This window comes from Enterococcus pseudoavium NBRC 100491, from assembly GCF_001544295.1.
GTDB classification, from domain to species: Bacteria; Bacillota; Bacilli; order Lactobacillales; family Enterococcaceae; genus Enterococcus_A; species Enterococcus_A pseudoavium.
Window position 1 is genome coordinate 18,802 of sequence record NZ_BCQF01000023.1, and the last position, 23,267, is coordinate 42,068.

Annotated in this window: 21 protein-coding genes, 2 pseudogenes and 1 other annotated feature; of the genes and pseudogenes, 12 read left to right on the forward strand and 11 right to left on the reverse strand. The window is 37.2% G+C overall.

The annotated features are described in order from the left end of the window. Window positions 1-41 precede the first annotated feature (41 nt). From EP1_RS10405 to EP1_RS10425, 5 genes are read left to right on the forward strand one after another with little or no spacing between them, the layout of a single operon-like run. Window positions 42-434 carry a conjugal transfer protein gene (locus tag EP1_RS10405; protein WP_025188218.1) on the forward strand — a complete coding sequence of 131 codons (393 nt, stop codon included), beginning with the start codon at window positions 42-44 and terminating at the stop codon, window positions 432-434. Beyond that, the gene (gene tcpF, locus EP1_RS10410) at window positions 418-2,865 is read left to right on the forward strand and encodes a conjugal transfer ATPase TcpF (protein ID WP_010774562.1); all 2,448 of its coding nucleotides are present in this window, start codon (window positions 418-420) and stop codon (window positions 2,863-2,865) included. The genes EP1_RS10405 and tcpF overlap by 17 nt, the downstream gene beginning before the upstream one ends. A gap of 31 nt (window positions 2,866-2,896) precedes the next feature. After that, window positions 2,897-5,113, forward strand: a complete 2,217-nt coding sequence (locus EP1_RS10415) for a CD3337/EF1877 family mobilome membrane protein (RefSeq protein WP_002405434.1) — start codon at window positions 2,897-2,899, stop codon at window positions 5,111-5,113. A 10-nt stretch (window positions 5,114-5,123) separates the two neighbouring features. Continuing rightward, window positions 5,124-6,143, forward strand: coding sequence for a bifunctional lytic transglycosylase/C40 family peptidase (locus EP1_RS10420; RefSeq protein ID WP_002405435.1), 1,020 nt, complete (start codon window positions 5,124-5,126; stop codon window positions 6,141-6,143). A gap of 16 nt (window positions 6,144-6,159) precedes the next feature. Further along, window positions 6,160-7,077, forward strand: coding sequence for a conjugal transfer protein (locus EP1_RS10425; protein ID WP_002405436.1), 918 nt, complete (start codon window positions 6,160-6,162; stop codon window positions 7,075-7,077). A 718-nt stretch (window positions 7,078-7,795) separates the two neighbouring features. Here the strand turns inward: EP1_RS10425 and EP1_RS13780 are convergent. Beyond that, window positions 7,796-7,921 carry a hypothetical protein gene (locus EP1_RS13780; RefSeq protein ID WP_193393255.1) on the reverse strand — a complete coding sequence of 42 codons (126 nt, stop codon included), beginning with the start codon at window positions 7,919-7,921 and terminating at the stop codon, window positions 7,796-7,798. Here EP1_RS13780 and tet(S) point away from each other — a divergent pair. Further along, on the forward strand, window positions 7,906-9,846 hold the full coding sequence (gene tet(S), locus EP1_RS10430; protein ID WP_002405437.1) for a tetracycline resistance ribosomal protection protein Tet(S): 1,941 nt from the start codon (window positions 7,906-7,908) through the stop codon (window positions 9,844-9,846). The two genes, EP1_RS13780 and tet(S), sit on opposite strands and share 16 nt — an antisense overlap. A gap of 87 nt (window positions 9,847-9,933) precedes the next feature. After that, window positions 9,934-10,101, forward strand: coding sequence for a cysteine-rich KTR domain-containing protein (locus EP1_RS13340; protein ID WP_005228365.1), 168 nt, complete (start codon window positions 9,934-9,936; stop codon window positions 10,099-10,101). A gap of 514 nt (window positions 10,102-10,615) precedes the next feature. Here EP1_RS13340 and EP1_RS10435 read toward each other — a convergent pair. Next, on the reverse strand, window positions 10,616-10,972 hold the full coding sequence (locus EP1_RS10435) for a helix-turn-helix domain-containing protein (RefSeq protein ID WP_017370348.1): 357 nt from the start codon (window positions 10,970-10,972) through the stop codon (window positions 10,616-10,618). 479 nt (window positions 10,973-11,451) lie between these two features. On the opposite strand from EP1_RS10435, the gene EP1_RS10440 reads away from it, so the two are divergent. Beyond that, window positions 11,452-11,925 (forward strand): sigma-70 family RNA polymerase sigma factor, encoded by a 474-nt coding sequence (locus EP1_RS10440; RefSeq protein ID WP_002405439.1) that lies wholly within the window; start codon window positions 11,452-11,454, stop codon window positions 11,923-11,925. Continuing rightward, complete coding sequence (locus EP1_RS10445; protein ID WP_002405440.1) at window positions 11,922-12,149, forward strand: helix-turn-helix domain-containing protein; 228 nt, start codon at window positions 11,922-11,924, stop codon at window positions 12,147-12,149. The genes EP1_RS10440 and EP1_RS10445 overlap by 4 nt, the downstream gene beginning before the upstream one ends. Window positions 12,150-12,554: 405 nt before the next feature. Here EP1_RS10445 and EP1_RS10450 read toward each other — a convergent pair whose 3' ends face one another. Further along, window positions 12,555-12,770: a hypothetical protein gene (locus EP1_RS10450; protein ID WP_002405441.1), complete on the reverse strand. Its 216-nt coding sequence runs from the start codon at window positions 12,768-12,770 to the stop codon at window positions 12,555-12,557. Window positions 12,771-12,932: 162 nt separating this feature from the next. Here EP1_RS10450 and EP1_RS10455 point away from each other — a divergent pair, with 162 nt between their 5' ends. Both EP1_RS10455 and EP1_RS10460 read left to right on the forward strand, forming a co-directional pair. Beyond that, window positions 12,933-13,208 (forward strand): hypothetical protein, encoded by a 276-nt coding sequence (locus tag EP1_RS10455; RefSeq protein WP_002405442.1) that lies wholly within the window; start codon window positions 12,933-12,935, stop codon window positions 13,206-13,208. A 99-nt stretch (window positions 13,209-13,307) separates the two neighbouring features. Further along, window positions 13,308-14,540 carry a site-specific integrase gene (locus EP1_RS10460; RefSeq protein WP_060815585.1) on the forward strand — a complete coding sequence of 411 codons (1,233 nt, stop codon included), beginning with the start codon at window positions 13,308-13,310 and terminating at the stop codon, window positions 14,538-14,540. A 16-nt stretch (window positions 14,541-14,556) separates the two neighbouring features. Here EP1_RS10460 and EP1_RS10465 read toward each other — a convergent pair whose 3' ends face one another. The 6 genes from EP1_RS10465 to EP1_RS10490 all read right to left on the reverse strand — a co-directional run bounded on the left by EP1_RS10465 (window position 14,557) and on the right by EP1_RS10490 (window position 20,923). Continuing rightward, the gene (locus EP1_RS10465) at window positions 14,557-14,820 is read right to left on the reverse strand and encodes a type B 50S ribosomal protein L31 (RefSeq protein WP_067627146.1); all 264 of its coding nucleotides are present in this window, start codon (window positions 14,818-14,820) and stop codon (window positions 14,557-14,559) included. A gap of 99 nt (window positions 14,821-14,919) precedes the next feature. Continuing rightward, complete coding sequence (gene rho, locus EP1_RS10470; RefSeq protein WP_067627137.1) at window positions 14,920-16,215, reverse strand: transcription termination factor Rho; 1,296 nt, start codon at window positions 16,213-16,215, stop codon at window positions 14,920-14,922. Continuing rightward, complete coding sequence (murA, locus tag EP1_RS10475) at window positions 16,215-17,486, reverse strand: UDP-N-acetylglucosamine 1-carboxyvinyltransferase (protein WP_067627139.1); 1,272 nt, start codon at window positions 17,484-17,486, stop codon at window positions 16,215-16,217. The genes rho and murA overlap by 1 nt, the downstream gene beginning before the upstream one ends. A 147-nt stretch (window positions 17,487-17,633) precedes the next feature. Beyond that, window positions 17,634-18,503 (reverse strand): class II fructose-bisphosphate aldolase, encoded by an 870-nt coding sequence (locus EP1_RS10480; protein WP_048718717.1) that lies wholly within the window; start codon window positions 18,501-18,503, stop codon window positions 17,634-17,636. Window positions 18,504-18,675: 172 nt separating this feature from the next. Further along, window positions 18,676-20,286 carry a CTP synthase gene (gene pyrG, locus EP1_RS10485; protein WP_067627142.1) on the reverse strand — a complete coding sequence of 537 codons (1,611 nt, stop codon included), beginning with the start codon at window positions 20,284-20,286 and terminating at the stop codon, window positions 18,676-18,678. Between the two features lie 187 nt (window positions 20,287-20,473). After that, window positions 20,474-20,923 carry a YueI family protein gene (locus EP1_RS10490; RefSeq protein WP_083507538.1) on the reverse strand — a complete coding sequence of 150 codons (450 nt, stop codon included), beginning with the start codon at window positions 20,921-20,923 and terminating at the stop codon, window positions 20,474-20,476. A gap of 159 nt (window positions 20,924-21,082) precedes the next feature. Then, window positions 21,083-21,328 (forward strand) — a binding site (T-box leader). 56 nt (window positions 21,329-21,384) lie between these two features. Here EP1_RS10490 and EP1_RS10495 point away from each other — a divergent pair. Then, window positions 21,385-22,665 (forward strand): O-acetylhomoserine aminocarboxypropyltransferase/cysteine synthase family protein, encoded by a 1,281-nt coding sequence (locus EP1_RS10495; protein ID WP_067627144.1) that lies wholly within the window; start codon window positions 21,385-21,387, stop codon window positions 22,663-22,665. A gap of 111 nt (window positions 22,666-22,776) precedes the next feature. Here EP1_RS10495 and EP1_RS13745 read toward each other — a convergent pair. Then, window positions 22,777-22,902: pseudogene (locus EP1_RS13745) on the reverse strand (hypothetical protein); the annotation flags it as partial. Between the two features lie 151 nt (window positions 22,903-23,053). Beyond that, a pseudogene (locus EP1_RS10500) lies at window positions 23,054-23,267 on the reverse strand (hypothetical protein); the annotation flags it as partial.

Here is a 23,267-nt window from a genome sequence, read left to right on the forward strand (position 1 = left end):
GAGAGCACCTTTATAGGTGTTCTTTTTTGGAGGTGTTTAAACTGAAAAAACTAAAAAGCTATACCAGTATTTGGTCCGTTGAAAAAGTGATTTATGCCATCAACGACTTTAAACTTCCCTTTCCAATTAGTTTTAGTCAGATGGCTTGGTTTGTTTGTAGTCTGTTTACGGTGATTCTACTGGCTGATATCCCTCCTCTTTCATTGATTGAGGGGGCGTTATTGAAATATGTCGGCATTCCTGTTGGCTTGACTTGGTTCATGAGTCAAAAGACGTTCGATGGGAAGAAACCCTATCGTTTTATTCAAACCGTTGTCACTTATGCCTTCCGTCCCAAACGAACCTATGCTGGAAAAAAAGTAACCTTTGAAAAAGAGAAAATGGATGAAACTGCCACAATTGTAAGGAGTGAATACATTGAATTATCCGATTAAATACATTGAAAACAACCTCGTATTCAATCACGAAGGCGAATGTTTTGCCTATTTTGAATTGTTGCCCTATAACTATTCCTTTTTGACCCCTGAACAGAAACTTCAAGTCCACACGAATTTTCGACAACTCATTGCACAAAATCGTGAAGGTAAGATTCATGCCTTACAAATAAGTACCGAACGATCGATTCGTTCGATTCAAGAAAAAAGTAAAGAAACGGTCACTGGTCGGTTGAAAGACATTGCTTTTCAGCGGATTGATGAACAAACCGAAGCGTTAGTAAACATGATTGGTGACAATCAAGTGGACTATCGCTTTTTTATTGGCTTTAAATTACTGGTCAATGAAGAGGAAGTTTCCTTAAAGAATTTGAAAAAATCTGCCAAAAATACACTCACTACATTTTTTAGAGAAGTGAATCAAAAATGGATGGGTGATTTTGTCGTGATGCCACAAGATGAGGTCCGTCGTTACACAAAAATGGCTGACCTCTTACAAGCAAAGATTGAACGACGTTTCCATATCAGACCCTTAGATAAAAATGATTTTGGCTATTTGATTGAACATCTGTATGGCAAAGAAACAAGTTCTTTTGAGGAATACGAATTCCCTTTACCTCTCAAAAAATTGAAACACCAAACACTCGTAAAACGATATGATTTACTGAAACCCACTCGTTCCTTGATTGAAGAAAACCAACGCTATTTGAAAATTCAAAATGAAGAAACGACGTCTTATGTTGCTTACTTTACGATTGATTCGATTGTGGGCGAATTGGATTTTCCTTCCAATGAGATTTTCTATTACCAGCAACAACAATTCGACTTCCCCATTGATACCAATATGAACATTGAAATTGTTGCCAATAAAAAAGCCTTGTCTACTGTTCGGAACAAGAAAAAAGAACTCAAAGACTTGGACGATCATGCGTGGAATAGTGACAATGAAACAGGAAACAACGTTTTGGAAGCCTTAGAAGATGTCAATGAGTTAGAAGCTGAATTAGACCAGACCAAAGAAGCCATGTACAAACTAAGCTATGTTATTCGAGTGGCAGCTTCTTCCTATGAAGAATTAAAACGTCGTTGCAATGAGATCAAAGATTTCTATGACGATTGGAGTATTAAATTGGTTCGTCCCTTTGGCGATATGTTGGGCTTACATTATGAATTTCTTCCTTCAAGCAAACGATACATCAACGACTATGTGCAATATGTGACTTCTGACTTTCTAGCTGGCTTAGGTTTTGGTGCTTCCCAAATGTTAGGAGAAACAGAAGGAATTTACATTGGCTACAACATCGAGACTGGAAAAAATGTGTATCTTAAACCTAGTTTAGCTAGTCAAGGTGTCAAAGGTTCGGTGACGAATGCTCTGGCTTCGGCTTTTCTTGGTTCTTTAGGTGGTGGAAAATCCTTCTCTAATAACTTGTTGGTGTATTACTCGGTTTTATTTGGGGCACAAGCGTTAATTGTTGATCCAAAGGCCGAACGTGGCAATTGGAAAGAAACCTTGCCAGACATGGCCGATGAAATTAATATTGTCAATTTAACCAGTGAAGAGAAAAATCAAGGCTTGCTTGATCCCTATGTTCTCATGAAACGGAAGAAAGACGCTGAAAGTTTAGCGATTGATATTCTCACTTTTCTAACTGGAATTTCTAGTCGAGATGGGGAACGTTTCCCTCTTTTACGAAAAGCGATTCGATCCGTCACTCAAAAAGAGATTCGTGGTTTGTGGTTAGTCATTGATGAATTACGAGAAGATGACAACCCACTATCGCATTCGATTGCGGATCACATTGAAAGTTTTACCGATTATGACTTTGCCCATTTACTATTTAGTGATGGGACAACGGAAAACTCGATTAGTTTAGAGAAACAGTTAAATATTATTCAAGTGGCAGATTTGGTTTTACCAGACGCCCAATCTAATTTTTCAGATTACACCACTCTTGAATTATTGAGTGTGGCTATGTTAATTGTCATTTCGACTTTTGCTTTGGATTTCATTCATTCTGATCGAACCAAATTTAAAATTGTGGATTTGGACGAAGCGTGGTCGTTTTTACAAGTAGCTCAAGGAAAAACCTTGTCGAATCGCTTAGTTCGTGCAGGACGTGCAATGAATGCGGGTGTTTATTTTGTCACGCAAAATGCGGACGACTTAATCGATGAAAAATTGAAAAACAATATTGGCTTAAAGTTTGCCTTTCGTTCAACGGATAGTCAGGAAATCAAAAAAACATTGACTTTCTTTGGTGTGGATCCCAACGACGAGGACAATCAAAAACGGTTGCGAGAATTAGAAAATGGCCAATGCTTGATTCAAGATTTATATGGGCGTGTTGGTACAATTCAAGTCCATCCAGTCTTTGAAGATTTATTCCATGCCTTTGATACTCGTCCCCCCGTCCATCAAGAAGAGTGAGGTGTATACATTGAAACCAAAATTGAAAAAAATGCTAGGTGTCATTCTTCTAATTGGAGGAATGACTTTTTTATTTCTCTTACTTTTTGGTACTGTCGCTCAGGCGATTGGACTAGTTGATGATACCGTGGACGTACAAAATTTGTATTCACAATATCCTTTGTCTCATTATCAATTGGATTTCTACGTTGATACCGATTGGGACTGGTTGCCTTGGAATTGGAAAGATGGCATTGGCAATCAAGTGCAATATGGCTTATATGCTATGTCTGATTTTATTTGGACCATTAGTTTGTACCTCTCCAATGCGACGGGTTACTTGATCAAACAAGCTTACAAACTGGATTTCATCTCAGACACAGCGAATCAAATTGGTGAAAATATTCAAATATTAGCAGGCATATCAGAAAATGGCTTTTCGACTTCTGGCTTTTATGTTGGCTTTCTGTTGTTGTTTATTCTGATTGTAGGGGCCTATGTTGCCTATGTCGGCTTGCTCAAACGAGAGACATCCAAAGCAATTCAAGCAGTCACGAATTTTCTTGTGGTGTTTGTTTTGTCGGCCGGCTTTATTGCTTTTGCCCCTTCGTACATTCAACGAATTAATGAATTTTCTGCCGATATTTCGCAAGCCAGTTTGGATTTAGGGGGGCAAATTATTTTTCCTCATTCCTCTTCACAAGGAACAGATAGTGTAGACAGTATTCGAGATACCTTGTTTTCGGTACAAGTCGAACAACCTTGGCTTTTACTACAATTTGATAACTCTAATAAAGAAGAAATTGGCGAAAGTCGGGTCAATGACCTGTTGGCAATCAATCCTGATACCAATAATGGGAAAGATCGTGAGGAAGCAGTAAAAAATGAAATTGAAGAACACGACAACCAACAACTAACCTTAACAAAAACGGTCAATCGATTAGGGACGGTTAGTTTTTTAGTCTTGTTTAACATTGGGATTTCCATTTTCGTTTTCTTATTGACTGGCATTATGATTTTCAGTCAAATTCTGTTTATTCTCTATGCAATGTTCTTGCCTATTATTTTCTTGTTGGCTATGTTGCCAACCTTTAGTGGCATGGGAAAAGCGGCATTGATGAAACTCTTTAATACCATTATGTTGCGAGCTGGAATCACGTTGATTATTACGGTGGCGTTTAGTTTATCCACCATGTTGTATAGCCTAACCACCAGTTATCCCTTTTTCCTAGTTGCCTTTTTACAGATTGTGACTTTTGCGGGTATCTACTTAAAGATGGGCGATATTATGAGTTTGTTTAATCTTCAAGCCAACGATTCCCAACAAATTAGTCGAGGGGTTATGAGACGACCAAAACAATATATGCACCGAGGAGCACGACGACTTCAACGAACCATTAGTCGAACCATGATCGGTGGTTCTCTTGGGTATTTGGCAGGCAAAACCAAAGGAAGAAAAAATGCCAAGCAACTTCCTTCAATTGCAGGTACAACGCCTTCCAATGCTCGTGCGTCTGTCCCTTCCAATCAACAAAAAAATGATCGCACACAACGACCAACCACTCGAAGTTATCAGACTGGGCAACAAATTGGGAAAGTCTTGGATAGTAAAAATCGAGCGAGCAATTTTGTGGCTCAAAAGAAACAACAAGTCAAAGAGTTACCTAAAACAGTTACAGGGAATCTTCATCAAACCATTTCTGATTTTAAACAAGGGATGTCAGATGAACGAACGGAATCAGTAACAAGTAAAAACAGACCGGTTGTACAATCTCGAAAAACAAAACAAGAAAAAAAGCGAGGAACAACAAATCCTACGACTGACAAAAACCATCAACGACCAGCTGTTGATTCGGTTCAAGCAGTGAATAAGATACAACAAGCAAGTACGTCAAACAAACGAATAGATTCAGTATCGAGAAAAAATAGACCGGTTATTCAATCTCGAAAAACAAATCGAGAAATGAAACCAATTCGTTCTACTGTTACTCGTCCACCTGTACAACACAGACCATCGAATAAGATCCAAACAGTATCGCAAGAAGTACCACAAGGACAGACAGCTTCCAAAGTACAAGAGCGAATAACCAAACAAAGGAACCGCTCGATAAAACAACAACCTTCTATCAAGCAACAAGCTCCTATTTCTCGCAAGCAACCAACAAGGTACATGACAAATCAGAAACAAACAACGTCAACTGTCCGTTATTCTCAAAATAACCGTCAAAAGAAAAATGTCCGTTTCACACGTCCAATGAAAAGAAAGTAGGTCAATCGCTATGAAATGGAAACTAAAAATAATGGTGGCTTTAACGCTCTTTCTGTCCTTCTTTGGCTTATTATCTTTTGTGGCAATTTTTGTGGCAGATGAACCTCAAGGTAATTCTTCTGATTCCATTGTTATTCAAGGAAGTGGTTTGTCTGTTTCACCAGAGGTCCTAAAGTATCGCTCCTTAGTAGAAAAATACGCAAAACAAGAGAATATTGAGGACTATATCCATATTCTCTTAGCGATTATTCAAGTTGAAAGTGGCGGCACTCTAAAAGATGTCATGCAATCGTCAGAATCAAAAGGCTTACCTCCAAATACGATTACTGATCCCGAAGAATCAATAAAACAAGGTGTTTCTTATTTTGCAGGACTGGTACGTTCTGCGGAATCGTTAGGTGTTGACCAACAAAGCGTGATCCAAGCGTACAATTACGGTGGGAGCTTTTTAAATTATGTCGCGAAGAATGGGAAAACTTATTCCTTTGAGTTAGCGGAAAGCTTTTCTAATGAACAAGCCAAAGGTCAACGAGTGACTTATAAAAATGCACTTTCTATTCCTAAAAATGGCGGCTGGCGTTATAACTATGGCAATATGTTTTATGTGCTATTAGTTATCCAATATTTAGAGACAGCTTCGCAAAAGTTTGATAATCAAACCGTTCAGATAATTATGGATGAAGCGTTGAAATATCAAGGCTATCCCTATGTTTTTGGCGGTTCCAATCCAAATACCTCTTTTGACTGTAGCGGCATTACCCAATGGACCTTTCAGAAAGCTGGCATCATTTTGCCTCGTACTGCCCAAGCACAATACGAGGTGATGGATCATTTGCCTTTGTCACAAGCTGAACCAGGAGATTTAATTTTCTTTCACTCGACCTATGCAACTGCCGATTATGTGACACATGTCGGCATTTATGTAGGAGATATGAGAATGTACCACGCTGGTGATCCGATTGGTTACACCGACTTAAATGAAAACTATTGGCAGCAACATTTAATTGGTGCTGGACGAATAAAACAATAAGAAATGAGGACAATTCATGAAAATTCATATTGAACACAAACCTAAAAAAGAAAAAGCAAACAGACAAAAGAAAGTCAAAACCATCCACTTGGGCACTCACAAAAAGAGTGTCCTTTTCTTGTGGCTGTTATTGATTGGTAGCTTTAGTTTTGGCCTGTATAAAAACTTTACCGCTATTGATACACACACGATTCATGAGACAACAGTCATTGAACCTGTGCTTGTGGATACCCATGCGATTGAGAGTTTTACTCTTAATTTCATTCAAGAATATTATTCTTGGGAAAATAACAAAGAAGCCATTGAGCAACGACCTGAACGAATCAATCGTTACCTGACTTCGGAATTACAAGAATTGAATGTAGATACAATTCGGACCGATATTCCCACGAGCTCTTCTGTCAGTGATTGTAAAATTTGGCAGATACAATCCATTGATGAACAGAATTTTGTAGTAGTTTATACGGTCAAGCAACAAATTAAAGAAGGCGAAGAAACGAAAAATGTGGCTTCTACCTATCGAATCACGATTCATCAAGATAAGAATAACAATCTAGTTATTACAAGTAATCCAACCGTCTGGGCAGCACCGAATCCCTCTGAATTTCAACCAGATACACTTGTAAACGATAATAATATTGATGAACAAACGAAGCTAGAAATTCTCGATTTTTTAGAAACTTTCTTTAAGTTGTATCCCAATGCTACTAAGAATGAATTGGATTATTATATGATGGAAGATGTTTTACCAATAATCAGTCAAAACTTTATTTACTCTGAGTTGGTGAATCCAATTATTCAGAAGAAAGAGAAACAGTATCTAGTAAAAATAGCCGTTCGATATTTAGACAATGAAACAAAGATTGAAAATATTTCCCAATACCAATTAACTTTAGAGAAGAAGGATAACTGGAAAATAATAATGAATGAATAAAGAATATTAAGATGAAAACAATACTTGAATATTTAGTATAAGCAAAAAAAATTGTATGTCACTATAGCAAACTTATAATGATTTAGCATAAATAATCCAAAATATAGCGTGAAATCAACCTTCTATGAGAAGTATAAGCAAATTCACCTTTATTCTAACTTATAACTATTTTCATTACATTACTTAAAAAGGTCTCTCCAATTTTTTCCAAATAAACAGTATAACTTTTAATGATATTTTCCAAGTCAAACTTAATATTAACAATTCAAAACTATTGGAACCACTGCAAAATATTTTGTTAAGCAGTATATATTTCAAAAATTATACGTAATATATTTGTAGAAAGGTTGTGGACAGTTGTCCTATTGACCTGAAAAGTAATATAATAGCTGGATGAATAAAGAATCCCTTATGAACTTGTAAATCGTTATTAAATCGCTGAATTTTGATAGCCATTCTGAAGAGTTATCTTCAACTACTACACTAACTTCCATTAATTTCTCATTAATTTCCCTTTCGTTCAAAAAATATGGTTGGCTTTACAAGCATTCTATCATATGATAGAATTAAGATAACATTCAAAAGGAGATAATAAAAATGCGGCAAGGTATTCTTAAATAAACTGTCAATTAGATAGCGGGAATAATTAATTAAGCATCCTTATTTAAAATAAGGACTGGTTTTTTGTGCCCAGTTTAAGAATACTTTTATCATTTTATCATAAAGCATCTGTGGCTATCAGTGTGTAGTATACAGCTATTTTTGTATTAAAATCCCAGTGATAAGAGTATTTATCACTGGGATTTTTTCTGCTTTTTGAGCTTTTGAATGGAGGAAATAAAATTGAAAATTATTAATATCGGTATCTTAGCACATGTTGATGCAGGAAAAACTACTTTGACAGAAAGCTTACTATACAGTAGCGGAGCAATTAAAGAGTTAGGAAGTGTAGATAGCGGTACAACGAAAACGGATACTATGTTTTTGGAACGCCAGAGAGGTATTACTATTCAGACCGCAATAACATCTTTTCAACGGGAAAATGTTAAAGTAAATATTGTAGATACTCCTGGACACATGGATTTTTTGGCAGATGTATACCGTTCATTATCTGTTTTGGATGGAGCTATTTTGCTAATCTCTGCAAAAGATGGAGTACAGTCACAAACTCGTATACTATTCCATGCACTTAGAAAGATGAACATACCTATAATATTTTTTATTAACAAAATTGATCAAAATGGAATAAATTTGCCAGATGTTTATCAAGATATTAAGGACAAACTTTCTGACGACATCATAATTAAGCAGACTGTGAATCTAAATTTGAAACCTTATGTAATAGATTATACTGAACCAGAACAATGGGAGACAGTAATTGTGGGAAATGATTATTTATTAGAAAAATATACCATTGGGAAAACATTGAATATTGCAGAACTTGAAAAGGAGGAAAACGAAAGAATTCAAAGTTGCTCCTTATATCCTGTTTATCACGGAAGTGCAAAGAATAATATTGGAATTAAACAACTTATAGAGGTAATTACTAGCAAATTATTTTCACCCACACAACTCAATTCAGATAAACTTTGTGGAAATGTTTTTAAAGTAGAATATTCAGATGATGGTCAACGGCTTGTCTATGTACGTCTTTATAGTGGAACGCTACATTTGCGAGACTCAGTCAATATATCAGAAAAGGAAAAAATAAAAGTTACAGAAATGTATACTTCAATAAATGGAGAATTACGCCAGATAGATAAGGCAGAGCCTGGTGAGATTATTATTTTAAAAAATGAGCTTTTAAAACTAAATAACGTACTTGGAGATAAAAAAAGATTACCACATAGAGAAATTCTTGAGAATCCTCTTCCTATGTTACAAACAACAATTGAACCATGTAAATCAGTACAAAGAGAAAAGTTACTAGATGCACTTTTTGAAATATCCGATAGTGATCCCCTTCTACAATATTATGTAGATACAGTAACTCACGAAATTGTGCTATCTTTTTTAGGTGAGGTCCAAATGGAGGTAACTTGTACTCTGATTCAAGAAAAATATCATATTGAGATAGAAACAAGAAAACCAACTGTCATTTATATGGAAAGACCATTAAAAAAATCTGAATTTACCATTGATATCGAAGTACCTCCAAATCCTTTCTGGGCTTCTATTGGTTTATCTGTAACACCACTTCCTTTGGGTAGTGGCATTCAGTATGAGAGCCTGGTTTCTCTAGGTTATTTAAATCAATCATTTCAAAATGCAGTTATGGAAGGTATACGCTATGGGTGTGAACAAGGATTGTACGGTTGGAAATTAACAGACTGTAAGATCTGTTTTAAGTATGGTCTATATTACAGCCCTGTCAGTACGCCAGCAGATTTCCGAATGCTTGCGCCTATTGTACTAGAGCAGGCTTTTAGAAAGAGTGGTACAGAGTTATTAGAGCCATATCTTAGCTTCGAAATTTATGTACCACAAGAATATCTTTCGAGAGCATATAATGATGCTTCCAAATATTGTGCAAATATTTTAAATACTAAGTTAAAAGGTAACGAGGTCATTCTCATTGGTGAAATTCCAGCCCGTTGTATTCAAGAGTATCGAAACAGTTTAACTTTCTTTACAAATGGACGCAGTGTCTGTTTAACAGAGTTAAAAGGTTATCAGGTTACTAACATTAAGTCTGCTTTCCAACCACGTCGTCCAAATAATAGAATAGACAAAGTAAGGCATATGTTTAATAAAATCAACTTACATTGATAGTGAACTAAAGAGAAATTTTTAAAATGAATATTGAGTTGTTAATTAGAACAGGAGGATATAGATATTGTAAATACTAGGTGGATACTGTGCCCTATATGTGGCAATAAGACCCGTTTAAAAATGAGGGAAGATACTGAATTAAAAAATTTCCCTCTATTTTGTCCTAAATGCAGACAAGAAATTTTAATTGAAATAACGAAGTTTAGAATAACTGTAATTACAGAGCCAGACGCAAAGACGCAGAGCCGATAATTCGAGATATCAAAATCTCATTTTATCGGCTTTTTCTTTTCTATGCATACCATTGAGCTTAGTTCTTGATATCCTTTATAAGAAAATAAGTGTACTGATTTTTTTTGCAGTAGCTGTATTACAGTAGACATCCCTCAAGCATAAAAAGTATACAATTAAAATTCAATACTTGATTATTGATGAAGTACAGAGTTACTCGTCATTTCAAAACTAGTATATCAGTCAAGTTTTTCCTAAGGAACAAAAACGAACTTCGCTATGGGAATCAAAAATTTTTAGTCGGATGAAGTGATATGCAATAAATCCAGAAAATTTTCCCAACAACAAAAAAATGAACTGTACTTTGCAGCGATAAGAGTAACCAAAGAACTATTTATCATTCGCTCTAGTTCCTAAGTGTAACAAAGATAAATTCATTTTCTATTTATGATTAACAAAAATCAGAAAAAATTCATTACATCTTTGTAATCAATCTTTCCTGATAGTATTAATTAATCCATTGTGTATTATTGAACTAGTTAAATTTACATTTTTCTCCGTAAATTGCTTGAATCACTTTCCCAATCGTCACTAATTCATCTTCATCCAGACAATCCAACTGTGCTTCTACTTGAAGACGTTTGGAGCTTTTATGACTGTTTTCTTCCCCTAAAATAAATCCATCCAAAGAAATATTTAGCAAAGTCACTAAATCATATACAACATGAAAACTTGGCTGTTGTCCTTTATTTTCAATGTTCGTCAAATAGCGTGGCGCAATCTGGATCATTGATCCTACCTGCTCACGAGTCAATCCTTTACTAAGACGGGCTTCTTTAATCGCAAGACCCAATGGTTTGAAATCAAAAGTTCTATGTTTTTTTCTGTCCATCATATATCACCTATCGGCATTATACTGTTCCTATCTAAATGTAAACAGGCCTTATATAAAGCAGTATATAGCTTAAATAAATCCTATTTTTTTCAAATTGCTAAAAGAAAAAAAAAATCAGTCTTTTAGCGATTTCTTTCCTATGCACAAAAATATATCTGAGTACACTAAACGACGATTTCTGAATCGTCATTTTTTTATGTGTAAAGCTAAAGACGATGTTTTTGGGAGAATAAACCATGACTCATGACAGCATCCATTGGATTTATTTACTAAATTTATCAAAAAAATTTTTTCTATTTCAAAGAATCCTTTCGGATTAAAATGTAGTTTCCTGGTTCTATTAAAAGGGAACTATTTGTGTGAATTACTTTGTCCATATCGTCGGATATGGACTTTTTTGTGTTTTTCTAAAAGTTTTTTTCAAAAATTCCGTCATTTCCTCTCTTTACGTCGGGTTATATTACGAAAGGAGATAAATGTTCATTGGAATCATCTTCTTTCTCAACGGGAAAGGAGGTGTGAATGACATGAGTTCTTCCCTGTTCCAAGCTGCCATTGAAATGCAATTTGACTATATTTGTAAACGATCCATTGATGACGAACGTAAGGATTATTTAAAGTCTCTCAGTCGGATATCAAAAAAAGAAGTCGCTTTTTCAGAACTAGATGATTATGTAGTGGAACAGTTTGCTAGTATTGACCAGTATCCATCCGATTTCAGTTACTTTGAATTGGAGGGTGCAGAAATTGCTGTTAAAAGTATGTCTCTAGGAGAAGCATTAGAGCGTTTGCCAAAGAAAAAAAGAAACATTATCTTGTTTTATTACTTTATTGAAATGAATGACGCAGAAATTGCAAATTTGATGGGATTGAGTCGCTCAACGGTAAATGAGCATCGACACAAAGCGTTACATTTGATTCGAAAATTCATGAAGGAGGATGCGCAATGAAGACAACCTATTCCAGAGTCCCCTTTGACGTGATTGTACAGGCAATTGATGGTGATGTGGTGGCAATTAATCAAATCAAAGAACATTTTCGTCCGTATATGATGCAACGCTCTCTCCGGTTTCTGAAAGATGAAGTAGGGCAAAAACATCTGGTGGTAGATGAAGTATTATCTGCTCGTCTTGAAACACGTTTGCTTACAAAAATCTTAGCATTTAAGATTTGATAGCTTCATCCTTCGTGGAGGTGTGGTCAACCTCTCACACTTCCTCGATTGTTTATTATTCCATGAAAGTTTACTGGTTTAAGCAAATTTTCATGGGCTAGTAAGCCACTTGCTCCTTGACAACTAAATAGCATAATTAGATACGTTCAGTTTTAGAAGAAGCGGTGTAAGAAAGTGCGCGATGATTTTCATTTGAAAGGAGCGATACACACTTTGGTTACAGCTTTCATTTTGGGAAAATGGAAGTGCGAGGATCTCTAAGCTGGATAATGATACACCTACCTTGAACGCCTCACCGCATTAGGTAGCTCTCCGCGTATGAGAAGAGATGAAACTTCTGTGGGTCTTCCCAGACCGTCTAATTATGAGTACTACCGATTGTTACAAGGATTTATACACCTGTTACTAAGACCAGATACTGATTTCTGCCTTTGAATTGTTAGATGCAAAATCTGTTAGTTTAATGGCATCGCCCAGATTCATTTTTTCAATGGATCGCTCGCCGCTTTTCCATTTTTTGATGGAACTTAAACTGATACCTGTGTGGTCAGAAAGTTCTTTTGCTGGTTTTTCTTTCAAAATTTTACGAATTAAATGAATGTCTGCGATACCTTGTTTCATAAGGGATTAGCCTCCTTTTCATAGAAAATTTTACCATGCCACTGTAGTGGTTTTCAAGCTTATTTCAAGGGTACTATAGTGGTCTGGCGGAATTTTTGATAGGAGAGAGCCAAAAATACAAAAATAGATAGGTTTTTAAACTTTCTTAAACGAGGTGATGAAATGAAAATTGAAATTTCATTAGAAGACAATAGTGAAATAATCGAAGTTTTAACCGAACAGATACTGCAGCGAATTGAAGAACAATCAACAAAATTTTCTTCTGTCAATGACTTACCACCCTATCCGAATCGTAAGCAAGTCAAAAAAAGATTACGTATTGGAGATGACCGATTAAATCAGTGGATTGCCTCAGGATTAAAAGTCATCCCTTTTGGAAAAGAAGCTCGTTTTGATCGCGATGATATCAAAGATTTCTTACACCACTTAAAAGTTTAAGTTTGACGATTTACGCCAATCCGCCTATGATACCAGTATGGAAGGAGGAAAAACGATTTCCCTTTGATATACTGGCGAATCATTCAAAGGAGAACTCCCATGATTAAAAAATATACAAAAAAGAATGGGTCTACTGCTTATCTGGTTAAAGTCTATTTAGGCGTTGATCCGCTTACTGGAAAGAAGAAAACAACAACCAAGCGAGGGTTCAAAACCCAAAAAGCAGCCAAACAAGAAGTAGCACGTTTACAGTTACTCGCACAAGAATATGATCTTGTCATCGAGTCTAACCGATTGTTTTCGGATATCGCTTTAGAGTGGTTTGAACAATATAAAAATACGGTCAAAGAAAGTACCTATGTTGTTCAAAGAGTCGCATTAAACAAACATATTCTTCCACTATTTGGTGAACGGAGAATTTCTAAAATCTCCATTCCGTATTGTCAGAAACAAGTCAATCATTGGTATTCCTATTACAAAAAGTATTCTAATCTGATTGGTATGACAAACTCCATTTTTCAATACGCCAAAAGCTTACGACTGATTCGTAGAAATCCAATGGAAGGCGTTATTCGACCAAAGAGACAAAAACAAATTGATGAAGAAAAATATACGGCTCCCTTCTATACGAAAGCAGAAGTTCTATACTTCTTGCAAATTGCTAAAAAATATCCTGATCCATTGTACCCAATGTTTCATATTTTAACTTTTACAGGCTTACGTAAAGGTGAATTACTAGCTTTACGATGGAAAGACATTGATTTCAAACGAGGAACCCTTTCTGTTAAGCAAACATTAACGACTGTTGAAGATTGGAAATTAGCTTTCCAAACCCCGAAAACAGAAAAAAGTTTGCGAACTATTTCGATTGATAATCAAACTTTATCAATCTTTCGACAATGTATTCTTAAACAAAAAGCCTTTTTTTTAAAAACAGGTAGAAAACCTGTGGAAAATGGCGCACAACTTCTTTTCACGACAGAAGAAAATAAACCGCATTACCTAGATTTCTTAAATCATAATTTAACTAAAATACTGAAAGAAAATAAGTTAAAGCATATGACTGTTCATGGTTTTCGTCATACGCATTGTAGTTTATTGTTTGAATCAGGAGCTTCTATCAAAGAAGTACAAGTTCGTTTGGGTCATACGGATGTTCGAACTACCATGGATATTTACGCCCATGTGAGTGAACAGAAAAAAGAAGAAACGGCAGATCGTTTTGCTGATTACATGAATAAGTTGCACGAGGAAGAAGATGGGATGGTCAAAAGGATGGTCAAAACGAAAAAAGAGCAGACTCCACCTATAATGAAGTCTGCTAAAAGCTGATAAATCAGCGTTTTTCTTATTCCGCAGCGTTTGCGTCTTTGAGACCATATTTTTTGTTGAAACGATCGACACGTCCATCTGCTTGAGTGAATTTTTGACGTCCAGTGTAGAATGGATGAGAGTCTGAAGTTACTTCGACACGGATTACAGGGTAAGTGTTTCCGTCTTCCCATTCAACTGTTTCTTGTGAAGTTTTAGTAGAACCTGACAAGAATTTGAAACCTGTAGTTGAGTCCATAAACACAACTGGATGATATTCTGGATGAATTCCTTGTTTCATAGTTTTTTTCGCTCCTTTGCCCTGAATCATTTGCTGGTTCAGAGTTATTTTTGCAATTTGCAACATGAACATATTATCATGAATGATTCGACAATGCAATTATCTTTTTTGATTTCTGCGTGGTGTTTTACTACCGAAGGAAACATCTTTGAAGGCTTTGAAGACTTCAGCGTTATTCTTAGATTTTTTGAGGAAATTCACGAATTGTGAGGTATATTCTAAAGAATCACCTGTCATGTTATTGCGGATTTTCCAAATTTCTTCTAAACGAGCAGGTGCCATCAATAAATCTTCTTTACGGGTCCCTGATTTTTTGATATCAATTGCCGGGAAGATTCGGCGTTCGGCTAATTCACGGGATAATTGTAGTTCCAAGTTCCCCGTTCCTTTGAACTCTTCATAGATTACGTCATCCATCCGGCTGCCGGTATCGACTAAGGCGGTCGCTAAAATCGTCAGACTGCCTCCTTCTTCGATATTTCGAGCGGCACCAAAGAATTTTTTGGGTTTATAAAGCGCGGCTGGATCAATCCCACCACTTAGAGTCCGACCACTTGGCGGCACGACTAAGTTATAGGCCCGCGCCAAACGAGTGATGCTATCCATCAAAATAACGACATCTCGCTTATCCTCGACAAGACGCATCGCACGTTCTAAAACGAGTTCCGAAACCCGCGTATGATTTTGTGGTTGTTGATCAAAAGTTGAATAAACCACCTCGCCATTAACACTACGTTCCAGATCGGTAACTTCTTCTGGACGTTCATCGATTAGCAAGACAATCAATTCAACCTCAGGATAATTATCCGTAATGCCGTTAGCAATCTCTTTTAAAATCGTTGTTTTCCCAGCTTTAGGTGGCGCTACGATCAGGCCCCGCTGACCAAAACCAACTGGCGAAAACATATCGATCATTCGAGTCGATAAACGACCTGATGTTGTTTCTAATATTAATTGTTTTTCTGGATAAAGAGCTGTTAGCGCTGGAAAATGGGGACGTTCTTTAGCTTCTTCCGGATCTTTACCATTGACGCTTTCGACGTGCATCAGGCCATAATACCGTTCGGATTCTTTGGGTGGTCGTGCTTTACCGGCTACTTTGTCGCCATTGCGTAACCCAAAACGGCGGATCTGTGACGTTGAAATATAAATATCCTCAGCACTTGGACCGTAATTGATAGGCCGTAAAAAGCCATAGCCATCTTGTCCAACAATATCCAAGACTCCTTCCATATAGAAGAAGCCTTGTTTTTCAGCCTGAGCCCGAATAACCGCCAACGACAATTCTTTTTTGTTCATTTGGCTGTAATAGGGAATCTTGAAATCTTTTGCATAAGTATAGATTTCTTTCAGCGTCTTGTTTTTAAGTTCCGCCATTGTTAAATAGTCGCTCATTATTCCGCCTCTTCCTCGTCGATCATTGCGATAGTGGCACCAAGAGCCGTTAATTTATCAATAATGTGGTCATAGCCGCGTAAGATATATTCTACATTGAAGATGGTGGTTTTACCTTCAGCCATCAGTCCAGCAATCACTAAACAAGCTCCTGCTCGTAGATCAGAAGCAACCACTTCTGCACCGTGTAATTGGTTTGGGCCATTCAAGACGATTAAATTGCCTTCTACTTTGGCATCAGCCCCCATTCGAACCAATTCAGGAATATGATTGATCCGTTTTGAATAGATCGTATCAATAATTTCTGCACTTCCCTGAGCTTTTAACAATAACGGTGTCAACGGCTGCTGTAAATCCGTTGCAAAACCCGGATAAGGAGAGGTCGTCACATCAACTGCTTTTAGATTTCTAGAAGGCAATACTTCGATACTGTCTTCTGAAATGTTCATTTCAACGCCCATCTCTTCCAGTTTTGCGATAAAACTTTCAATGTGTTCATAGATTACGTTATGGACAGTGACCCCTTCACCTATCGCAGCAGCTAATGCTAGATAGGTCCCTGCTTCGATCCGGTCAGGAATGATGGAGTGAACACATCCATGTAATTCCTCGACGCCTTCGATTCGAATTTCATCAGTACCGGCACCACGAATTTTTGCCCCCATATTGTTTAATAAAGTGGCTACATCAATGATTTCAGGCTCTTTAGCAGCATTTTCGATAATCGTTTTACCTTTTGCTTTAACGGCTGCCAACATGACATTGATGGTCGCACCAATCGAGACCACATCCATAAAGATCCGGTCACCTTTTAGTCCTGTTTCATCCGTCCGTAAATAAATAACCCCATGTTCATTAGAAACATCGGCACCTAAGCTTTCGAAGCCTTTGATATGCAAGTCGATTGGACGAGGACCTAAGAAACAGCCTCCTGGTAAACCAACAACTGCTTCGCCAAATTTTCCGAGTAATGCTCCCATAAAATAGTAAGAAGCGCGTAATGAATTGATTTTCCCACTAGGCATTGGAATAGAAACAACGTTCGTTGGGTCAATCACCATTCGATTATTCGCAAAAGAAACCTTCGCTCCCATAATTTCTAAAATTTCAATTAATGAATGGACGTCTTGAATGTCTGGAACACCTTCCAAAGTTACTGGCGAATCCGCCATGATTGCTGCTGGAATTAATGCGACTGCGCTATTTTTCGCCCCGCTAATTGTTATATCACCTGATAATGGCTTTCCGCCATGAATTTCGATTTTTTTCATTATTTTCACCTAATTAATTATTTTGAATCATGTAAACCATTATCCATTTTAGCATATTATGTAGCGTATAAAAAGGAAGCTTTCCTAAAACTCTCGATAAAATAAAAAAAGCCTCGAAGCGAATGCTCCGAGACTAGAAAAAGTAGATTAAGCTTTGTTTGCTGAACCGAACCAGTCGATATGTTCTTCAGCATCTTTAACGATTGCAGCAACACCTGGTGCTAACAATTTACGAGGGTCAAAGCCTTTTCCTTCTTTATCTTTGCCAGCTTCGATATATTCACGAGTTGCTTTAGCAAATGATAATTGGAATTCAGTGTTAACGTTGACTTTAGAAACACCCATAGAGATAGCTTTTTGGATTTGTTCTTGAGGAATACCTGATCCACCGTGTAATACTAAAGGAACATCAGAACCTACAGCATCAGCGATAGCTTGCAAGTGGTCAAATGCTAAACCTTTCCAGTTTTCAGGATATACGCCGTGAATGTTACCGATACCACATGCTAGGTAGTCGATACCTGTAGCAACCATTTGTACACATTCGTCGATGTCAGCTAATTCACCAGCACCGATGATTCCGTCTTCTTCACCACCGATTGAACCAACTTCACATTCTACAGAGATACCTTTAGCGTGAGCTTTTTCAACAACGTCTTTAGCTAATTTCAAGTTTTCTTCAAATGGTAGATGAGAACCATCGAACATGATTGAAGTATAGCCAACTTCGATACATTCTAAAGCAGCTTCGTAGTCACCATGGTCTAAGTGGATTGCAACTGGTACAGTGATACCCATTGAATCAACTAAATCAGTGATGATATCTTTAGCAACTTTGTATCCGCCCATGTATTTCGCAGCGCCCATTGAAGTTTGGATAAGAACTGGTGCTTTTTTAGCTTCTGCAGCTTTTAGAATTGCTTGTGTCCATTCTAAATTGTTTGTGTTGAATCCACCAACTGCATATCCGCCTTTACGTGCAGCTTTTAAGAATTCTGCTCCTGATACTACTGGCATAAAAAAATTCCTCCTAGTGTTTTACTATTTGGTTAAGCCAAGCTTAACTAACGAATTAATTCTATCAAAGTTTTGGCATCTTTGCTACTCCAAACCTTCCAATAAAACCTTTACATTCCAACTTTTTTTGTAAAAAATACTGAAAGGCCTGACAGCCTTTCAGTCAATGTTGCTATTTTGCTTCTTTATTCTCTAATGAAGCCCCTACAAATGCTTTGATCAATGGTTGCGGACGATTTGGCCGAGAAATCAATTCTGGGTGGAATTGACAACCTACGAAGAATTTGTTTTCAGGAATCTCAACGATTTCAACTAAACGGTTGTCAGGAGACACACCTGAAAAGACTAAGCCTTTTTCTTCAAACATTTGACGGTACTTATTGTTGAATTCAAAACGATGACGATGGCGTTCTTGGATAACTTCGGCGTTTCCGTATGCTGCTGCTGTTTTGCTATCTTTTTTCAATTTACAAGGGTACAATCCTAGACGCAGTGTTCCACCTAAGTTTTCCACATTCTCTTGATCAGCCATCAAATCAATAATATTGTTTTTCGTATCTGGCACAGTTTCCGCTGAGTTGGCATCTTCTAAGCCGGCAACATTGCGGGCAAATTCAACACATGCCATTTGCATACCTAAACAGATTCCTAAGAACGGCACATCATTTTCACGTGCATAACGGATGGCTTCGATTTTTCCTTCGATTCCGCGATCACCAAAGCCCCCAGGAACTAATATTCCGTCAGCATCGCCTAATATTTCAGCAACATTTTCACGCGTTACATCTTGTGATTGGATCCATTCGATCTCAATATCTGAATCAAAGGCAAAACCGGAATGTTTCAATGCTTCAACTACTGAGATATAAGCATCTGGCAATTCCACATATTTCCCAACTAAAGCGATTTTGACTTTCTTTTTAAGATTCAAGACTTTTTCTTCAAGTGTCTTCCATTCTGTCATATCCGCAACCGGTACATCCAATTTCAAATGATCACAAACAATTTGGTCCATGCCTTGTTCTTGCAACATTAATGGAATAGAATACAACGTTTCAACATCCCGAGACTCAATAACTGCTTCTGGTTCCACATCACAGAATTGTGCTAATTTATTCTTGGTCCCTTGTGAAACAGGCAGTTCTGTCCGAACTACTAAAATATTTGGTTGGATCCCTAGACCACGTAATTCTTTTACGCTGTGTTGCGTTGGTTTAGTTTTCATTTCACCAGCAGCTCTTAAGTAAGGAATCAATGTTGTATGGATGTACATCACATTATCTCCACCGACTTCTGCCTTCATTTGACGCAATGCTTCTAGGAATGGTAATGATTCAATATCCCCTACAGTTCCGCCAACCTCGGTAATGATCACGTCTGAATCCGTCATCTTGGCTGCACGCATGATTTTTGATTTGATTTCATTCGTAATATGCGGGATTACTTGAACAGTTGCTCCTAAGTATTCCCCTTTCCGTTCTTTACGAATCACTTCTGAATAGATTTTTCCTGTCGTTACGTTGGAGTATTGATTCAAGTTAATATCGATAAAACGTTCATAGTGACCTAAGTCCAAGTCCGTTTCAGCACCATCGTCGGTTACAAACACTTCTCCGTGTTGGTAAGGACTCATCGTACCTGGATCGACATTGATGTATGGATCAAATTTTTGAATCGTTACTTTTAATCCTCGGTTTTTAAGTAAGCGGCCTAATGATGCTGCCACGATCCCCTTACCGATTGATGAAACTACGCCGCCAGTTACAAAAATATACTTTGTCATAAATGAAAAAACTCCTTCATACTAATTTGCAGGAAACGTCTAGGAAAAACAAAGAAAGCTCCCTATCCAATTTGAATAGGGAGCTATGAATTCACTAAACACTTGACCCTTCTAAAAGGGTGCCCAAGCAGTATAATACCGACACTTTCAGAAAATGTCAACTGTAATTAATTAATTCCTTATTTCTTTAATCAAATAATTTACTAAAAAAGCTTTTTTTAGGCTTGGTTTCAGCTTTTGAATCAACATTTTTAGTTTGGTATTTTTCTTCAATGTCGATGATCTCTTGATTCACCGCGTGATCTGTCACTAGCAAGACGCCGATACTATCTTCCGATTCAGCCGTTGCATCATTTACGATCGTAAAATCAACCGCATTTTTTGAAGCTAGACCAATAAAAGTACGCTGTAATTCTTCAGAAATAGCACCGTTAATTAATAGCCGACCTTCTGGATGTTTTTTGATTTCCGTCACTAGATGCTGCTGATGTTGTTTATTTTCCATTTCTTTGACAGTCATACTGACAAAACAACGTTCTCGAAAAGTTCCTAGATATTTGCGCTGCTCATCAGGATTAACCAGCGGTGCCCCATAACGCCCCTTATCCATATGTTGTTGCAACTCATCTTTTGCCAAATTATTCACTTCCTTATTCTTCTTTTGAAGCTATTATATCAAAAGCTTTCAAAAAACTGAAAAAATCCTTTTCCTCGTTGCTTAGGGTGCTCAAAAAAACATTGATAAAAAATATTGACAATGAATTTAATCAAGTGTATTGTATGGCAAAAGAATTAAAATAAAGTGATGAAGAGAAAAGTAAATCAAATGAAATTTTAAGAGAGTCTGTATTTGGTGCGAACAGATAAGGACATTTGATTGAAGATGGTCTCTGAACTTTTTGGGGGTGAGTCCTTGTGATTAGCCGCCAACGGGTCTGCACCGTTACTATGCAACAGTATCTAGCTATGCTACGTGCTGATAAGGTGCTTTTTAAGCATGAAAAAAGGTGGTACCGCGTTTTCGTTTTTAAACGTCCTTTCTTTCCCTAGGGAGAGAAAGGACGTTTTTTTTATTTTATTTTTGAGGAGGACTTAGTTATGAGTGAACAACATTTTGAAACAATTCAACTACACGGTGGACAAACAGTCGATGAGACAGGCAGTCGAGCCATTCCAATCCATCAAACAACTTCTTATGTTTTTAAAAATGCTGATGAAGCTGCTGATCGGTTTGGTCTAAGTAATTCAGGAAATATCTATACCCGCATTACCAACCCTACTACCGCTGTTTTAGAGGAACGTCTGACCTTATTGGAAGGCGGTGTCGGAGCAGTTGCTACGGCTTCAGGTTCTGCTGCGATTACTTATGCCATTCAGAATCTCGCCACCGTCGGAGATCATATTGTTTCCGCTGCGACACTTTATGGTGGCACCTACAATTTATTTGCTCATACCTTGCCGGATTTTGGTATCACAACGACGTTTGTCGATCCCGATGAACCCCAAAATTTTGCTGAAGCCATCCAATCAAATACTAAAGCGATTTACCTTGAATCTTTAGGAAATCCTGATATCAATATCGTAGATTTAGCGGCAATCAGTGAAATAGCCCATAACGCAAATATCCCCGTAATCGTTGATAATACTTTTGCCACTGCTTATCTATTTCGACCATTTGATTATGGGGCAGACATCGTAGTTTATTCTACAACTAAATATATTGCCGGTCATGGCGTGGCTTTAGGTGGTGCAGTCATTGATAAGGGTTGCTTCAATTGGAACAACGGAAAATTTCCACGTTTGGTAGAAGCAGACGACAGTTATCAAGGAATCTCATGGACTGAAGTAGCTGGAGAAGCAGCTTATATCACTCGATTACGTACGATTTTGCTCCGTGACACAGGAGCTACACCAGCACCGATAAATTCTTGGCTGACACTATTGGGAATCGAGACTCTCTCGATTCGTTTGGAGCGACATGTCGAAAATGCTCAGAAGGTCGCTGAATACTTAGCTGCACATCCTAAAGTTGCTTGGGTAAATTATCCTACTTTGGCTGGGAATAAATATTATGACCTCGCCCAAAAATATTTCCCAAAAGGTATCAGCTCTGTCTTTACTTTCGGACTTAAAGGAGACGGCTTAATAAATGGTAAAAACTTGATCGATCAAGTTGCACTATTTTCTTTGCTTGCTAACGTTGGCGATGCAAAATCTTTGATTATTCATCCCGCTTCTACTACTCATTCCCAACTAACAGAAGAACAACTTGCTACAGCAAATGTCCGACCAGAAACGATTCGTCTATCTATTGGACTTGAATATGTCGATGATTTGATTGCCGACCTAGAACAAGCTTTAGAAAAGATCCCTCTATAAAGTTAAACAGTTTAATTTTGATGCTAGCAAAAGAACTCCAACAAAAAAATAGTGACAGAAAAAAGCCTGTGAGAAAATTCTCACAGGCTTTAAACAGCTTCAACTCACTAATTATTTGGCGATGAATGGGTTGTTTTTTAAGTTGTAGAAAGATTTGATACCTTTGTATTCTGCAACATCACCCAATTGGTCTTCGATACGTAATAATTGATTGTATTTAGCAATCCGGTCAGCTTTACCTGTGATTTTTTTCTTCTATTATATAAAGAATATTATCACCTCAGCACTGGTGTAACAACCCCTTCAAAATAGAAAGTGGGTAGTATTGCTAACTAGGTGTAAATTTCTTTTTAGAAATACTTGTCTATTTAACTAAAATGAGTTTACACTACTCCTCAAACCGTTTTTTCATCTCATATATTCGTTTTTGTTGCTCCTCTATTGTCCATCCATCAAAGGTTAATTCCCAGATTACATCCCCTATGAGAGCTGCATTTTCTTGATATCCTTCGACAGGGTAATTCAATAGTTCAATGAGTGGAATAAAATCTATAGCATACATATCATCATTTTCATCTTTGAGAGAAACATGCCAATAAACG

Coding starts and splice junctions, on each gene's coding strand:
- EP1_RS10415 (WP_002405434.1), top strand. CDS start 2,897: ATGCTAGGTGTCATTCTTCTAATTGGAGGAATGACTTTTTTATTTCTC.
- EP1_RS10420 (WP_002405435.1), top strand. CDS start 5,124: ATGAAATGGAAACTAAAAATAATGGTGGCTTTAACGCTCTTTCTGTCC.
- EP1_RS10425 (WP_002405436.1), top strand. CDS start 6,160: ATGAAAATTCATATTGAACACAAACCTAAAAAAGAAAAAGCAAACAGA.
- EP1_RS10435 (WP_017370348.1), bottom strand. CDS start 10,972: ATGGACAGAAAAAAACATAGAACTTTTGATTTCAAACCATTGGGTCTT.
- EP1_RS10440 (WP_002405439.1), top strand. CDS start 11,452: ATGTTCATTGGAATCATCTTCTTTCTCAACGGGAAAGGAGGTGTGAAT.
- EP1_RS10445 (WP_002405440.1), top strand. CDS start 11,922: ATGAAGACAACCTATTCCAGAGTCCCCTTTGACGTGATTGTACAGGCA.
- EP1_RS10450 (WP_002405441.1), bottom strand. CDS start 12,770: ATGAAACAAGGTATCGCAGACATTCATTTAATTCGTAAAATTTTGAAA.
- EP1_RS10455 (WP_002405442.1), top strand. CDS start 12,933: ATGAAAATTGAAATTTCATTAGAAGACAATAGTGAAATAATCGAAGTT.
- EP1_RS10460 (WP_060815585.1), top strand. CDS start 13,308: ATGATTAAAAAATATACAAAAAAGAATGGGTCTACTGCTTATCTGGTT.
- EP1_RS10465 (WP_067627146.1), bottom strand. CDS start 14,820: ATGAAACAAGGAATTCATCCAGAATATCATCCAGTTGTGTTTATGGAC.
- rho (WP_067627137.1), bottom strand. CDS start 16,215: ATGAGCGACTATTTAACAATGGCGGAACTTAAAAACAAGACGCTGAAA.
- murA (WP_067627139.1), bottom strand. CDS start 17,486: ATGAAAAAAATCGAAATTCATGGCGGAAAGCCATTATCAGGTGATATA.
- EP1_RS10480 (WP_048718717.1), bottom strand. CDS start 18,503: ATGCCAGTAGTATCAGGAGCAGAATTCTTAAAAGCTGCACGTAAAGGC.
- pyrG (WP_067627142.1), bottom strand. CDS start 20,286: ATGACAAAGTATATTTTTGTAACTGGCGGCGTAGTTTCATCAATCGGT.
- EP1_RS10495 (WP_067627144.1), top strand. CDS start 21,385: ATGAGTGAACAACATTTTGAAACAATTCAACTACACGGTGGACAAACA.